Here is a 15,023-nt window from a genome sequence, read left to right on the forward strand (position 1 = left end):
GCAAGAGCTTGACCCCAGTCGAGCGGGAGTTCCTGAAGAAGGGCAATCGCATGCGTAAAAAAGGCTTTCCGTACGGATAAACACCTGTTTTCATAGCAGCGTGTCCAGCTTGCAACGTCACGCGACACAGACAAACCCCGGCCTAAGCGTCGGGGTTTCGTGTTTCTGAAGGGCCACCAATTCGCTATCCTGCGATGGCCCAAGAGGAAACGTGATGAACAGTGCAATCGAAGCAATCGGTTTGATCATTGATGGAAGCAGAAGACTCGAGCAGCAGCTTCGAGATGTCGGGGCTGTTGGATCCGGGCTCAAAGAGCTGAGTGAGAGCATTACGGCCAGCCTGAGCCCTGGAGATGCTGCGAAAATCCGTAGAGTCTACGTTCTACGCAACAAGGTCGCCCATGACACATTTGAAGTCGATCAGGCTGCGCTTGCCCAGTTTCTCGCAGATGTCGAGCACCTGTTGGCTGAGTTGAAGCCTGATGAAGATCCGGATACGGCGATGCGCAAGCGGATTAGAAACGCCGATGTCATGGATGATGAGATGCATGAATGGCTGAAGAAAGAGGCTGCAAAGCGTATGGAGGCGCAGCGAGTGTCTCCATCTGATGCCCAGCCAGCGACAGTCGCAAAGCCGGCTACCCAGCCCGCCCCTGGCCAACATGGCTCGGCGACCACGCTCAGCGGATCGCCCATGGCTGAGCAGTTGAAAAATACCGCAAAGGAGGCCGCCTTGAAGGTGGCCGTTCGAGCGCTGGTCTCGCTTATAAAGTAGGCCGTTGTGCCGCGACTCGCGCGTTTTGTCCAGCTGCAAGTAATGCGACACATACCAACCCCCGGCCGACGAGCCTGGGGTTCTGTTTAGAGGGTCATTCTTTAGGCTGGATAAGGACGTCGGAAATCCCTAGGTCGCGAGCCATTTCCATTCGCTTCTCCGGCGTATCTGGAAGCTGCTGTGCTAAACCGTCTTTTGCAATGGCAAGCCGGAGGAGAGCGATCACTGCTTCGTTCAGGCTGAGCTCTTGCGGAGAGTCACAAACCCAAGCCCGGACTTCCCTCTGAAGTTGTACTCGATGCGGTATTTCATCGCTAATCCCGGAGCCTTCCCTCAGCGCCCATCGAACGCCATGCGACGTCGCCAATGCCGTAATGCTCAGCCTGTGCGCGGCTCACCTTTCGTATGCCTGACTGTCCGAAGCGTGGAATCACTGCTACGCCTGCATCGCAGGCTGCCCAGTGCCAAGCGTCAGCGTCATCCATTCTATCTGAGCGAACCACGAATTCTCGCGCAAGGCCACGCAGCGAATACTTGATCACATACAGCGCATTATCCGGCATGGGCTCTCCTTATCAGCTTAGATCACTGAGTTTTTAGAGCCTTGTTCTGCTTAGGGCAAGAGCCCGTGTAAACCGTTTTGCTTGCTGTGAGTCATTTCACATTCGACGAGCCGAGGGGGAAGACCCTCGCCACATCATTCAAGGGCTCGCCACTTCGGCGGGCCTTTTTCCTTTCTGGAGCATCACCTATGGCCGAGCCAAGCACCGGCGCCCTTGCAGTGACCGGCGTACTTGCCAGCGTCGGTCTGGGCGCAGTCTTCCCTCAGCTGGATCTGGCCACCCTGGTGGGCGCGTTCGGCGGGGCTTTCTTCTACGTCGTGTATGCCAGGGATATTGGCATGCTGCGCCGCATCGGCTACCTGCTGACCGGCTGGATCGGCGGCTACCTCGGCGCCGCCGAGATGCTGGGCAGGACCTGGACGCAGACAGCAGGCTTCAGCGCCTTCGTCTGCGGCGTGCTCTGTGTAGTCACGTTCTCCGGCTTGCTGGAGTGGATGCAGACCGGGCGAATGCCCCGCTGGCTGCAATGGGTCGTCCGCCTGCGAGCCGGGAAGGAGGGTTGAATGGTTTCCGTTATCCAGGCCGCCTTGTGCGCCGTTATCTTCGTGATGATCGGCCTGCGCTATCGGTCCTACCCGGATGCCCGATACAAGCTAGGGGTTTCCCTGATGGCCTGGGCCGCGTGTGCGATTACCGGGATGCAGTTCGTGAGCCTCATCGGGCGCATGGTGCTGCATGACGATTTCGCCGACGCGTCCTGGTTCAACACTGCGTTCTACTTGCTCGCTGCCATTCTGGTTTGTAGAGCTAAAGGAAACGTCGCCAAAATCGTGAGAGTCGATTGACCGCGCCACGGTTCACGCCCGTCTCGTTTCAAGGCGCGCGAGGGAACATGTCTATCATTCAATTGAGGCCCAAGGGAGAGGTCGAAAAGCACCTGGTTGGGTTTCCGCTTCTTTGACAGTTCACGCAAGGAATTCGGACATGGCAGACAAATATGTTGGGAAGGTCGTTGGAGTTGGCACGGATAATTTGGAGTACGTGATCAACATTTACCAGGATGAGGTCGTTGAGCGATCCTCAAGTGGGATGATTCGACATGAAGGGTTGAAGCATTTCGAAATACGCACGGGTGGCGCCGTGAGGAGGATCTCCGAAGCTGAGTACGAGATCGTGGCTACGGGAGTGAAGGTCACTATTCGTGATGGTGAAGGCTAAGAGCGTCGGCCTTTTATGCGAGCATTTGGCATGGAATGTCGCATGGCAACGCACTATCTCTGACTTGGTGGTTTAGATGGCGTGGAAAAGCATAGCGGCCACTCCGGACCACTCTTGTCGCGCAATGCGCAGGAGTGACAGATGTCCATGTCATTGAGTGATAGAGAGAAACAGCCCAGACCTTACGGTTACCAGTGGCAGCAAGCTCGCGAGGGCTGGCTGCGCAAGAACCCACTCTGCGTGCGTTGTAAACAGTCAGGCATCAACAAGCCTGCCACCGTCGTCGACCACATCCAACCACACCGCGGCGACATGACCCTGTTCTGGGATCGGACCAACTGGCAGTCGCTCTGCGCCAACTGCCACAGCTCCTACAAGCAGCGCCTGGAGAAGTCAGGGCGCGAGGTAGGGTGCGACGTCAGCGGCAGGCCGCTGGACCCACGGCACCACTGGAACCGGCCCTCCTGAGGGCTTCCAGGCGCTGCGGGGCCCCATGACACGGGGTAGGGGGGGGTGAAAATGTTTTCCGCAAAACCTTTCCTGACCGATCGCCCTTCTCTGTGCGCATACCCGCGAAATGAAATGATTTTTTTTGAGACCAAAAAATGGCTGGGAGAAGACCCTGACAGAGCTGAAGCTTGTCAGAGGGAACCCCGGCATCGAGCTGACGGTTCGTCATAAACCTACAGTGTGTGGCTGGGCGACACGCCTTCGAACTCGCAAACCTGTGGGTGTGTGCAGCATTTAACTGTCAGGTCGGGTTCGCCTAAAGTCGAAAGCACCACTTCAGATTCTATTCAGATTCGGCCCCGATAATTCCCCCGTCGAACCCAATTGGGGGGAGTTTCATGACCGAATCTCAATGGAGCAGCCTGCTCCCGCTACCGATTGGTAGCCATGCCGACCATCACGCGCACCTGTCGCTTCATCTGGTCGCAGACGCATCTCGCGCAGATATTGAGCATTTCATCCACCAGTGTTTTGCCAGCGCGCATCAGGCGGATGTGCGGCACTTCCTGCCAGAGTTGCTGGCGTTGCATGACAGCCACGGCCGGTTGATCGCCGCAGCAGGCATGCGGCCAGCCAGTCATGGCCCACTCTTCCTCGAACGGTATTTGGACGAGCCTTTGGAAACGGCCGTTTCAAGGATTGTGGGTACCCCACTGGAGCGCACCTGCATGGTGGAAGTGGGTAACCTGGCCTCCCTCAGCGCTGGTAGTGCTCGCATCATGATCATCGCCGTCACTTGGTTGCTGGCCACCCGTGGCTTTGAGTGGGTCACGTTCACTGGGGCGACGACACTGATCAACAGCTTTAAGCGTCTTGGGCTGACGCCCAGCGTGTTGGCCCCGGCCGATCCCGACCGCCTGCAGGGGCAGATGGACCAGTGGGGGACCTACTACGAGCAACATCCGCAGGTGTTTGCTGGAAAGATTGGCTATGGCTTCGACGCTCTGACCCGATCTGGCGTGTTCCAACGGCTGGGTTTTCCAGTGCCCGCAGAGGAGACCGGCCATGCCGCGTGAATTGGAGCGGTTTCAAGAGCTGCTGATGGCGTACGCTCGCGATCATGCCGGGGCCGTGGCAGTGAAGGGAGATACTCAGAGTTACACCTATCGGCAGTTACTCGGTGAAGTGGGACTGCGAGCCCATGTTCTGCACCGGCAACCTGCGGGCGTATTGGTACTGGCCCTGGACAACGGCCCCGATCTGCTGTTCTGGGACCTGGCCGCCTTGTTCGCGGAGCGCCCCTGCGTGATCGTGCCTTCGTTCTTCAGTGCAACGCAGTTCGATCACTGTATTGCTCAGAGCGGTGCCTCAACCGTGCTCTGCACGACGCAGTGGGTGGCGCGACTGCTGAGTGAGGGATTTGTCCAGGAAGGTGAGTTCTGGGTGCGCGAGCGGTCGGGCAGCGCCCCCTTGCCTGATGGCACCGCCAAGGTGACCTACACCTCGGGCAGTACCGGGACACCAAAAGGTGTCTGCCTGAGCGCTGATGCCATGCTGCGGGTAGCACGTGAACTGGAGGTGGCAAGCCGGCCCACTGAACCGCAGCAGTATCTGGCCGTGCTGCCTTTGGGGGTATTGCTGGAGAACCTCGGCGTCTATGCCGCACTGATGACGGGGGCCTGCGTACAGCTCTATCCACAGCATCAGTTGGGCATGGGCGGCGCAAGCCAGGTGGATTTCAAGCGACTACTGGGCGCCATTGCCCTCAGTGGTGCGCAGAGCCTGATCCTCGTACCGCAGTTGCTGATGGGGCTGGTCACGGCCATCGAGCGCGGCCTTGTGCGTGTTGGCCCACTGCGTTTCGTGGCGGTGGGTGGCGCTCGGATATCGCCAAGCCTGCTGGCCCGGGCCGAGGCGGTCGGTTTGCCGGTGTTCGAAGGCTACGGCCTGTCGGAGTGCGCCTCCGTGGTCGCATTGAATCGCCCTGGTGCCGTACGCCACGGCAGCGTCGGCAAGCCATTGCCCCATGTGCAAGTGCGTATTGCCGAGGACGGCGAGGTGCTGGTGGCCGGCTCGACATTGCTTGGCTACCTGGAGGAGGGCCCGGTGACCCAGTCATGGTGGGCAACAGGCGACCTGGGCCACCTCGACGAAGAGGGCTACCTGTATCTGGACGGGCGCAAGAAACACCAGTTCATCACCAGCTTCGGGCGCAACGTCAACCCCGAGTGGGTAGAGGCCGAACTCACTCAGAGCGGCGTCATCGCCCAGGCCTTCGTGCATGGCGAGGCCTTGCCGCAAAACCTGGCACTGCTCTGGCCGCTGGATCCCACCGCCAGCGATGAGGCCATCGAGCAAGCCGTGCAGCAGTGCAACGCGCAGTTGCCCGATTACGCCCGGGTACACACCTGGCGGCGTTTGCCAGCCCCGCTCAGCCCCCGTGACGAAACCCTGACTGCCAACGGCCGCCCGCGACGCGAGGCGATCTTGCAGCGCTACCACACCCTGTTATCCGACATCTCGTTGTGAGGTTTCCCATGTCCTTTTTCGACACCCTGCAAACAGAAACAGCCCAAGAGCGTCAGGCGTTGTTCGCCGTACCCGTGATCCGTGAAGCCTTGGCTGGCCAGGTCAGCCTGGACAGCTATGTCGCTTTCCTGAGCCAGGCCTACCACCACGTTCGCCACACCGTTCCACTGATGATGGCCTGTGGCGCACGTTTGCCGTCACGGCTGGAGTGGCTGCGTGGCGCGGTATGCGAGTACATCGACGAGGAATACGGCCATGAGCAGTGGATCCTCAACGATATCAAGGCGTGCGGCGGCGACTGGGAGGCGGTTCGTGATGGTCGCCCGGCAGTGTCGATCGAGCTGATGGTCGCCTACCTGTACGACCTGATCGCTCGCGGCAACCCCGTCGGGCTGTTCGGCATGGTCAATGTGCTCGAAGGCACCAGCATCGCTCTGGCCACTCAGGCAGCGGGCACCATCAAGAGTACCCTGGCCCTGCCTGATCAAGCGTTTAGCTACCTCAGTTCCCATGGCGCGCTCGACCAGGACCACATGGTGACTTACAAGCAGTTGATGGACCGCCTCGACGATGCCGCCGACCAACAGGCCGTCATCCACGCGGCGAAGGTCGTCTATCGCCTGTACACCGAGATGTTCCAGGGCTTGCCGCGCGCGGGCCAGTCAGAGGTGCGCCATGCGCTTGCCTGAATCTGTAGTCATCCTTACCGGCGCCAGTGGGGGCATCGGCCTGGAGCTGGCTGAACAACTGTGCGCAGCTGGCGCCCAGGTGCTGGCTGTCAGTCGGCACATGGGCAAGCTGGCCGGTTTGATGAATCGGTATCCTGATCGCCTGCGCTGGCAAGAAGCGGACCTGCGTAGCCCGCTGGGGCGCGAACTGGTCGTAGCCCGCGCTCGCGAGATGGGCACGGTCAACGTGCTGATCAACGCAGCCGGCGTGAATCGCTTTGCCTTGCTCGATCAGTTGGACGAACACGCACTCGACGAGCTGCTGGACATCAATCTTAAGGCCCCGCTGCAACTGACGCGTGCCTGCCTGCCCTTGCTGCGTGCGCAGCCAAAGGCGTTGGTGGTCAATGTAGGGTCCACCTATGGCTCGATCGGCTATCCCGGCTATGCCACCTATTGCGCCAGCAAGTTCGCCCTGCGCGGGTTCTCCGAAGCGCTGCGGCGCGAGCTGGCGGACACCACGGTAAACGTCTTGTATGCCGCGCCCAGGGCAACCCGCACCGCCATGAACAGCAGCGCGGCGACAGCGCTCAATCAAGCGCTGAAGGTTGGCATGGACGACCCGGCGGATGTCGCCCGTGCGGTGCTCGAAGCGGTGCAGTCCGAGCGCAGCGAGCTTTACTTGGGCTGGCCGGAAAAACTCTTCGTGCGCATCAACGGCATGTTGCCGGGTGTGGTCGATCGCGCACTGCGCAAGCAACTGCCTGTCATTCGTCGCTACATCGGTAGCCATTCCAAGGAGTCGATCAAATGAAGCGTCTGTTCGTTGCCAGCTTGTTGGCATTCGCCCCCTTCACTTGGGCACTGGACCAGGCCGGTACCCAACACTTGAGCGAGCTTCAGCAGCGCTGGGCGCAGATCCAGTATCAATTGCCCAAGGACAAACGGGCCGATGCTTTTGAAAAGCTCTCTGCTGACGCGGCGGCTTTCGTTCATCAGTATCCCGGTACACCTGAGCCTCTGATCTGGGACGGCATCATCAACAGCAGTTGGGCGGGCGCCGTTGGCGGTTTAGGGGCACTGGGTAAGGTCAAAGCGGCGAAGACCAGTCTGGAACAGGCCATGAAACTCGACCCCAACGCGCTACAGGGATCGGCCTACACCAGTCTTGGCACGCTGTACGACCAAGTGCCTGGCTGGCCGATCGGTTTCGGCGATGCCGACAAAGCTGACGCTTTGCTGCGCAAAGCGCTGCAGATCAACCCCAATGGCATCGACAGCAACTACTTCTGGGCTGATCATCTGTACCGACAAAAGCACTACCCTGAAGCAACTGCAGCCCTGCAGAAAGCCTTGCTGGCTCCGCCTCGGCCGGGGCGCGAATTGGCTGACCAGGGTCGGCGCGCCGATATCGATGCTTTACTCAAGGCCATCAAGGACAAACAGGACTGAACATGCGGCTGTTGCTGGTTGAGGATGACATCGCACTGGGAGAAGGGATCTGCGACGGCTTGCGCCAGGAGGGCTACACCCTCGACTGGTTGCGTGACGGCATCAGCGGCTTGCATGCGTTGCAGCACGAGACCTTCGATCTGGTGATTCTGGATCTTGGTTTGCCCCGCATGGATGGCATTGAACTGCTGCGGCGGGTACGCGCCGGTGGTGACAGCCTGCCGGTGCTGATACTCACCGCACGGGACGCACTCGACGATCGCATCACCGGCCTGGACGCCGGCGCCGACGATTACTTAGTCAAGCCGTTCGACCTCAACGAGCTGAAGGCACGCTTGCGCGCGTTGCTCAGGCGCAGCGCCGGCCGCGCCAAGGTCATGATCGAGCATGCCGGAGTCAGCCTCGACCCAGCTACCCAGCAAGTTCATTACAACGGCGTTGAAGTGGTGCTGACCCCGAAGGAATACATGCTTCTGCACGAGTTGCTGGCCCAGCCAGGCAAGGTCTTCACCCGCGAACGCCTGACCCAGCTGCTGTATGGCTGGGATGAGGAGCCAGAGAGCAATACGCTGGAGGTGAACATCTACCACCTTCGCAAGAAGCTGTTTAACGGGCTGATCCGGACAGTGCGCGGCATCGGCTATCTGGTCGAGGCCAAAGCATGAGCTCGCTGCGCCAACGCACTCTGTGGCGGGTGATGCTGTTGCTGCTGCTGGGGACCGGCCTGCTGGCGCTCTATAACTATCACGACAGCCGCCATGAAATTAATGAGGTGTACGACGCGCACCTGGCCCAGAACGCGCGCTTGCTGCAGGGCGTCATGAGCCTGCCGGTGCAAAGTGGCTCGCGTGAAGCGATGTACCAGGCATTCAACCAGGCATTGGCCCAGGCAGGCCACCATCGGGTAGGCCACCCCTACGAGAGCAAGCTGGCATTCCAGGTCTGGCAGGATGGCGCTGGCTTGCTCGTGCACACCCCCAGTGCACCGACCATCGACCCTCCACCGACGGCTCCCGGATTCTATGATTTTTCAAGTGGTGGCGAGCAATGGCGCGGTTTTGTCTTGCCAGTACCGGAACATCACTGGGTTATCTGGGTGGGTGAGCGTGATGATGTGCGCTACGACCTGATCGACCGGATTGTTCGTCACACCCTGTTCCCGTTCCTGCTCGGCAGCCTGGCCTTGGCACTGCTGGTTTGGGCTGCGATTGGCTGGGGGCTGCGGCCGTTGCAGAACATGGCCAATGTCATCCGCGGGCGCCACGCCGACTCGCTGGAGCCCCTTCAGCTAGTACCACTGCCCTCGGAGCTGGAGCCCATGCAGGCCGCCATCAACCGCCTGTTGGCGCAGATCGAGGACCTGCTGCGGCGTGAGCATCGGTTCATTGCCGATGCCGCCCACGAAATGCGCACACCCCTGGCCGTTCTGCGCCTGCACGCGCAGAACGCGATGGAGGCCAGCAACGAGGCCGAGCGGCACAAAGCGCTGGGCTTTCTGATGGGGGGGGTCGATCGACTCACCCGGGTTGTCAACCAGTTACTCACCCTGGCCCGTGTCGAGCCAAGGCTGGGGCAGCGAGCCAGCACTCGGACCGACCTGGCCGAAGTGGTCACCGAGACCTTGGCTGACCTGACCCCGTGGATACTGGACCGCGGCCTGGAGCCCTCGTTGGACATCGGAGAAGGCGACCACCACCTGGCAATCGATGCCGGCGCCCTGGGCATCGCGCTGCAGAACCTGGTATCCAACGCGGTGGAGCACTCACCGCCCGCTGGCCGCATCGCAGTGTCACTCAGGCGCCTGGACGATAACTTCGAACTGACTGTCGAGGACGAGGGGCCGGGTATCGATGAGGCGAGTCTGTCGCGCGTATTCGAGCGTTTCTATAGCCGTAACAGTCCCAATGGTGCAGGCCTTGGGCTTTCCATCGTGGCGACCATCGTTGACCGAATGGGCGGGCAGGTGCGTCTGCATAATCGAGCAAGCGGCGGGCTAGCCGCCACTCTGCTGTTTCCCGTCGAGTGAGTCCCCCAGCACACTCGCCGCCAACCCTACAGCTGGTATCTGACGCTGATCACTTCAGACTTCCTTAAGCTTGAACCAGCAACCTGACATTGTCCGGTTGCTGGGGACCGCTTCTACATGGCACCTAGCGGCAACGGACCTCCCTCTCATTTTTCGAGGCCATGGATATGAAGCGCGATTCAACTATCGACCGCTACGGTCGCCTGTCCATCATCATGCACTGGAGCATGGTCATCCTGTTCATCGGCATTTACGCCTGCATCGAACTGCGTGGGGCGTTGCCAAGAGGCAGCACACTAAAGAGCCCATTGCTGGGATTCCATGCGCTGATGGGTGTCGCCGTATTCGCGTTGGTATGGGTACGCCTGATTGGTCGGCTGAGCCCACGTCCTCCCATCCTACCCACGCCACCTACCTGGCAGACGGCGATGGCCAACGTCACGCACCTGGCCTTGTACGGTTTAATGATCGTTACTCCGCTGTTGGCCTGGCTGATGCTAAGCGCCGCAGGTAAGCCGTTGCCGTACTGGGGCGTCATTCTGCCTTCGCCTGTTCCTGTCGATCCTGCTCTGGCCAGAACACTGAAGGACTGGCATGAGCTGGTAGGTAACGCTGGTTACGCGCTGATTGGGCTTCATGCTTGCGCAGGCCTGGCACACCACTACTTGATCAAGGACAACGCCCTCAGGCGTATGCTGCCACGGTGATACGAGCTACCGCTCGCAACCTACCGAGTAACCTGGAACTTACTATCGAATGGCGGAACGGTCTGACTTTGGTGGTGTTGCTGGCAGGCATCGCTAGCCCGGTCAATCTTTCTCGCTTGGCCACCGGCACCGCAGAGTGTGATGGGCCTCGCGATCTACACGAACCTCTTCCAGCTCGGTCAGCAGGAGCGAGCATTTTCGCAGATGAGTACACACAATACTGCACATAGGTCAGGCGCCGGCTGTAGAAACGGATGCTGCTATTCATAAGCGGCAGCTTTGGGGCGATTTCGGTCAGCCGCGACCGGCTGCTTTCGACCCATAGCGGCCCTTCACAAATGTCTGCTACCGGCCAAGAGCTGCAGTTCACGGGCCGTTTCCGAGCGCTACTCCTTCTGATACAAGCCACACTATCTACAAGGTATACCCCAAGGATTGTGAACCAGTAGGTGAACAACTTATAGCCTGCGCCCGAAGAGCAACGCTGAAAATCATAACGTTATAATTTGTCCAGTCTGCGGCCATGATAATTAAATAAATATCTTGCCGCCTAGCATTCAGCGAATCTCGATTTCTTCCACGCCTGCGTCGGTTAACAGTTGATATAACTCGGAAACACGATCACGATTGCCTCTGCCGGAGCAAAAAAGGAAGATTGCTCGCTGCTTAGCTCTCGAAAGGGCAACGAAGAATGTTGCTATACCTTCCGGGTTTCGTGGCGTATGACTCCACCACGATTGATCGTCGAGTCCGATGAAAAATACGGTATCGAACTCGAGTCCCTTGCTCTTGTGCACAGTCATCATTGAAATGTCGTGCACACCTATGAATCGATCAATACAGCGCGGCCAAGTCTCTGCCTCGGAGGCAGCCTGCTGGAGGTGTAGTGAGAACGCTTCCACCATGATATCGAGAAGGTCGTTGCGGGCGTATGCAGCGTAGGTAGTCGACATAGATGCAACATCCAAGAACGCAAAAATACGATCCGTAATTTCCGACGCCAACTCTACCGTAGGCAAACGAGGACGGATATGTTGCCCGAGTACGTCAAGGAAGTCCTGAATATCCCGATCAACTCGGTATCGTCGCACCTCATCGTCTACGTCGACTCCGCGAATAGCATAAACAGCCGAGGAAAAGGTCGACCATGCCGCCGCACTACGTTGACCGCTAGCCAAACTTAACGCTGCCAGAGCTATGGCAGTAGCCTCATCGACCATTAAATCTTGGACATTTGTTCGACCTATAGCCTTGCTCTCGTTTCGGATGCTCAATCCTGCGGCGGTAAATATTGGCTTCAGTTCCTCCTCAAACTGATCCGGGCGCTGACGCACTAGGAGCACATAGTCGCTAGGTTGCTTCTGGCGTACAGCCATGTCCGCCGCGATCCATTGTGCCAGCCTCTGCCCCTCTACAGCCGTCGAGCGAGATCTCCATACCTGGACTACATCCCTATCCAACTGGCCCTCAGTCTGTGACTGGATCTGCGGAGATTGCGGATCTAGGGCCTGCGCGACAAAATGTTGAACGCGCACCAGCTCTGGTGAGGATCTGAAGTTAAAAAGCAGGTTAACCCGCTGCGCCGCAAAATCTACCTCAAATTGCTCAAAGGCATCATTACGGGCTCCGGCCCATCCCATGATCCTCTGCTTGTGGTCCCCTACAGCTGTGACGACTGTTCCCGCTTGACCAAAAGTGGAGAGTAAAAAGTCGTATTGGGCAAAAGATGTGTCCTGGAATTCGTCCACAAATACGTATGGATAGGTCATACGTAGAGCACGAGCAATCTTGGGATTCGCTCGGATAATCAGCTCGGCAAGTCGGTTCAACGTTACGAACGACATCTTGGACACATTAGCGCCGAATAGCTGCTGCCGTAGCCACTGATAGATCGCTAGCTGCTCCGGTGTATTAGGTTGTTGAAGCGCATCTGCTTCTAGGCGACTACCACCTATCGTCTCTGATTCAAACCGCTCAACGGATAATTGTGCAATTCTCGCTTGCCACTCTGGCCGAGCCATGAATTGAATACGATTCAACTCGTCCTGTACTAGTCGCCGGTTAGGGAAGCTAATCTCATAAGGACGGGAGGGGCGCCAATGCTCTGGAATCGCAGCTTGAAAGCGATCAACAAGGCTTTTGGTGAACGCGTCAAATGTCAGGGAGCTGAATCGTGCAGCCAATTGAGGTGGGCACCGCTTGCGAACACGAGCTGCGAGATTGGCAGCCGCATCAGTTTTGAATGAGATAGCGAGAATCTGCTGTGGTGCTATGCACAACCCGGTCTCCAAAAGGTAAGCAGCACGCTGCGCCAAAAATTCAGACTTTCCGGCGCCGGGGCCTGCAACAACAGATGTTGACTCCAAGCGACGCAGAGCTATCCAGGCATTGGGTTCCAGTCTCTGTATGCCGCGTGGTTGCCATTCTTCGATAGGGATGGGTCTCCAGTTCATTGCTGCTCAACCTGCTCTAAAGTAGTGCGAACTCTTGTCAATAGACGTCGTAAAGGCTCTGGCATGGCTGCCACTAAATCTTCGGGTGATATTTGGCTCAAAACTCTTACATGTGTAGTGGGCTTACCACGTCCTAAGAAAAGATATCGATACCACCTCAGGTTGTCGTCCTCCGCGGCTGCATAAAAGGCTGGAGAGCCTTCTGCGCCGAGTACTGCGTCCCGGGGCTCCCCCGCTTGGGCTGGTCCACGCATTCCATGTTCAAGGACCCGATAAGCTTCGGGATAGGCTTTGAGCATGGTGTAGTCCAAGTCCAGAGGGTCCGAGAAAAATACTTGAAACTGTTCAAGCCAGCTGGTCCATTGGCCCAGAGTTGCAAGATCAGCAGCTGGATGGTTCGCTATTAGGTTTATATTTTCAGCCGGACCATCAGCATGTAATGTATTTCCGAAGAGCCGCTGCGGCGTGACACCGGAACTCAGCAGTTGTTCACACGTAGTTTTAATACGGCCGAAGCCCCCACCGCTGCGTCCCCAGTCAAGATCAAGCAATGTCGCATACGGTACTTCGAGACTAGCTAGCAATCTCCATAGATGATTGACGTGCCGACCTCCTAGCGGTACTACAGCAACGAATGACCTATCGATTGGGAAGCCCATTGCTTTAGCCAGCATGGGCAGCACCACTTCCTCCGTAGCACCTTCACCAAGTATCACGTAGCGTGCGAAGTACAGTTCGGGATATGCCCGGACAGCCTCCCGGACGAACTTGGAAGCCTCTTCTTCGCCTATAGGCAGACTGATTTGACGTACTTCGGTGTGACGGAATTCTAGGTTCAACCGGAAGTGCCGCACGCTAGAAGGCTCTATCCGCGCAAGGATGCTGGGTGAGTGGCTCGAGACCAAAGCTTGAGCGTTTAACCCCGCGGCGACTTCTTCGACCTGATTGATGATGCGAGATAGATAGAACGGAGCCAAATTGTTTTCCGGTTCTTCAAGCGCGACGATGGTTAGCGCAGGTAGAGCGATACCAGCAGCAGCGAAGCCTGCTGGAGCATTGTTACCTGCAAGTCTCGCCTCAATGTCCAGCGTTGCTGAGACCATTGTCATATGGAACAGAGAACGCTGGCCGTCGCTTAGATCCTCTAATGTACGGTCTTGTCCGTCTTCGGCGGGCAGGAAAACTACTTCGACGCGTTTGATGAATTCTTGCCAACGGGTGTCTACAGGCCGGAAAGACGGGGTTGTGTGGGTACCTGCTGAATGGAGCTGCCGCCAACGCCGGGTGACTGCGGAGCTAATGCTATCTACAGCAGCCTCGGCAGAAAACGCTTGGTTCACGGCAGCGCCAGCGTCGGTCAATGAATCCTTAACCTGCTCTGACCAATTGATTGCGCGCCAAAGTCGGCCGCGTATAAAAGCAGTGACTTGAGAAGCGCCGTCTCGCGTTGCCGGTATATAGATGAGCTGGACTCGCGAGCGATCGGAGCCACGAAGCTGGTGAAGGTCACTTGCTTCGAAATCACCGAAGGTCTGCACGGCGCAGTAGGACTCTTCGATCGCGCCATCCAAGGTGCCATCGTCCGTCCATGTTGCGTGCAGCCTCAAACGCACCTTTAGATTACCGTTATCCTCGGCCGCCATGTTCTTGAAAAACGCTGGTACGGCAGGGTTTTCCTCGTCGGCATCGAGTTCTGGAAAGGCAAGGATTGCTTCGATCACCAATGTACGAGCCGCGGGTCGTTCCGTCTCGTTAAAGGGAATATGAAAGTCTTGCTTGCGTAATCGTCGTTGCTCAGAGGTGACACCAAACAACCGCTGTAAAGCTTGCATCACTGCAGTCTTACCGGTGCCGTTATCGCCTACAAACGCTACAAGACTTGGTCCTAAAGCAACAGAGGTTTGCTGAGGGCCAAAACAGCGAAAATTCGCCAAACCGAGACGCTCAATATGCATGCGATCTTCCTGACAGCAGTTTCATGAGAGCGGCCTCAGTCAGAGACTAGAGGCTGCCGTGCTTCCGCGCAGCACAAGCGTAGCACTCAACAGCGTTCCCAAGAACGATCATTCCTGAGTTACGTAGACACATTTTCATAGGCTGCTTTTCGGCCGTCAGCTGCCCTTCCTGAAGGGCAGCAGTGTGTCGGGAGCGGACAGTCACGAGGGGCGGCTTTCGACCCAAA

The 15,023-nt window shown here is 58.0% G+C and carries 16 protein-coding genes; 13 read left to right on the top strand and 3 right to left on the bottom strand.

Going from position 1 to position 15,023, the window contains the following annotated elements; translation table 11 throughout:
• Positions 1 to 214: 214 nt before the first annotated feature.
• Entirely contained in the window at positions 215 to 775 is a 561-nt protein-coding gene (locus ABE459_RS01365) for a hypothetical protein (protein ID WP_346647873.1), read from the top strand.
• Positions 776 to 1,089: 314 nt separating this feature from the next.
• Here ABE459_RS01365 and ABE459_RS01370 read toward each other — a convergent pair whose 3' ends face one another.
• Positions 1,090 to 1,338, bottom strand: a complete 249-nt coding sequence (locus tag ABE459_RS01370; RefSeq protein ID WP_346647874.1) for a DUF6555 family protein — start codon at positions 1,336 to 1,338, stop codon at positions 1,090 to 1,092.
• A gap of 188 nt (positions 1,339 to 1,526) precedes the next feature.
• Between ABE459_RS01370 and ABE459_RS01375 the strand changes: the two genes are divergently transcribed.
• The 12 genes from ABE459_RS01375 to ABE459_RS01430 all read left to right on the top strand — a co-directional run bounded on the left by ABE459_RS01375 (position 1,527) and on the right by ABE459_RS01430 (position 10,388).
• Entirely contained in the window at positions 1,527 to 1,901 is a 375-nt protein-coding gene (locus ABE459_RS01375) for a putative holin (protein ID WP_346647875.1), read from the top strand.
• Complete coding sequence (locus ABE459_RS01380) at positions 1,902 to 2,183, top strand: phage holin family protein (RefSeq protein ID WP_346647876.1); 282 nt, start codon at positions 1,902 to 1,904, stop codon at positions 2,181 to 2,183.
• A 139-nt stretch (positions 2,184 to 2,322) separates the two neighbouring features.
• Complete coding sequence (locus ABE459_RS01385) at positions 2,323 to 2,556, top strand: hypothetical protein (protein ID WP_346647877.1); 234 nt, start codon at positions 2,323 to 2,325, stop codon at positions 2,554 to 2,556.
• A 141-nt stretch (positions 2,557 to 2,697) separates the two neighbouring features.
• On the top strand, positions 2,698 to 3,024 hold the full coding sequence (locus ABE459_RS01390) for an HNH endonuclease signature motif containing protein (RefSeq protein ID WP_346647878.1): 327 nt from the start codon (positions 2,698 to 2,700) through the stop codon (positions 3,022 to 3,024).
• Between the two features lie 380 nt (positions 3,025 to 3,404).
• Positions 3,405 to 4,082 carry a thermostable hemolysin gene (locus tag ABE459_RS01395; RefSeq protein ID WP_346647879.1) on the top strand — a complete coding sequence of 226 codons (678 nt, stop codon included), beginning with the start codon at positions 3,405 to 3,407 and terminating at the stop codon, positions 4,080 to 4,082.
• A complete protein-coding gene (locus ABE459_RS01400; RefSeq protein ID WP_346647880.1) occupies positions 4,072 to 5,535 on the top strand; it encodes an AMP-binding protein in 1,464 nt (487 codons plus the stop codon). The genes ABE459_RS01395 and ABE459_RS01400 overlap by 11 nt, the downstream gene beginning before the upstream one ends.
• Before the next feature lie 8 nt (positions 5,536 to 5,543).
• Positions 5,544 to 6,224, top strand: coding sequence for an iron-containing redox enzyme family protein (locus tag ABE459_RS01405; protein ID WP_346647881.1), 681 nt, complete (start codon positions 5,544 to 5,546; stop codon positions 6,222 to 6,224).
• The gene (locus ABE459_RS01410; protein WP_346647882.1) at positions 6,211 to 7,017 is read left to right on the top strand and encodes an SDR family oxidoreductase; all 807 of its coding nucleotides are present in this window, start codon (positions 6,211 to 6,213) and stop codon (positions 7,015 to 7,017) included. Before ABE459_RS01405 ends, ABE459_RS01410 begins: the two co-directional genes overlap by 14 nt.
• Positions 7,014 to 7,655 carry a hypothetical protein gene (locus ABE459_RS01415; RefSeq protein WP_346647883.1) on the top strand — a complete coding sequence of 214 codons (642 nt, stop codon included), beginning with the start codon at positions 7,014 to 7,016 and terminating at the stop codon, positions 7,653 to 7,655. Before ABE459_RS01410 ends, ABE459_RS01415 begins: the two co-directional genes overlap by 4 nt.
• Positions 7,656 to 7,657: 2 nt before the next feature.
• Positions 7,658 to 8,320, top strand: coding sequence for a response regulator (locus ABE459_RS01420; RefSeq protein WP_346647884.1), 663 nt, complete (start codon positions 7,658 to 7,660; stop codon positions 8,318 to 8,320).
• The gene (locus ABE459_RS01425) at positions 8,317 to 9,681 is read left to right on the top strand and encodes an ATP-binding protein (RefSeq protein ID WP_346647885.1); all 1,365 of its coding nucleotides are present in this window, start codon (positions 8,317 to 8,319) and stop codon (positions 9,679 to 9,681) included. The genes ABE459_RS01420 and ABE459_RS01425 overlap by 4 nt, the downstream gene beginning before the upstream one ends.
• A 167-nt stretch (positions 9,682 to 9,848) precedes the next feature.
• A complete protein-coding gene (locus ABE459_RS01430; RefSeq protein WP_346647907.1) occupies positions 9,849 to 10,388 on the top strand; it encodes a cytochrome b in 540 nt (179 codons plus the stop codon).
• Positions 10,389 to 10,945: 557 nt separating this feature from the next.
• Here ABE459_RS01430 and ABE459_RS01435 read toward each other — a convergent pair.
• Both ABE459_RS01435 and ABE459_RS01440 read right to left on the bottom strand, forming a co-directional pair.
• Entirely contained in the window at positions 10,946 to 12,841 is a 1,896-nt protein-coding gene (locus ABE459_RS01435; RefSeq protein WP_346647886.1) for an ATP-dependent helicase, read from the bottom strand.
• A complete protein-coding gene (locus ABE459_RS01440) occupies positions 12,838 to 14,796 on the bottom strand; it encodes an AAA family ATPase (protein ID WP_346647887.1) in 1,959 nt (652 codons plus the stop codon). Before ABE459_RS01440 ends, ABE459_RS01435 begins: the two co-directional genes overlap by 4 nt.
• Positions 14,797 to 15,023 lie beyond the last annotated feature (227 nt).

Source organism: Pseudomonas sp. TWI923 (assembly GCF_039673365.1).
In the GTDB taxonomy this organism is placed as follows: domain Bacteria; phylum Pseudomonadota; class Gammaproteobacteria; order Pseudomonadales; family Pseudomonadaceae; genus Aquipseudomonas; species Aquipseudomonas sichuanensis.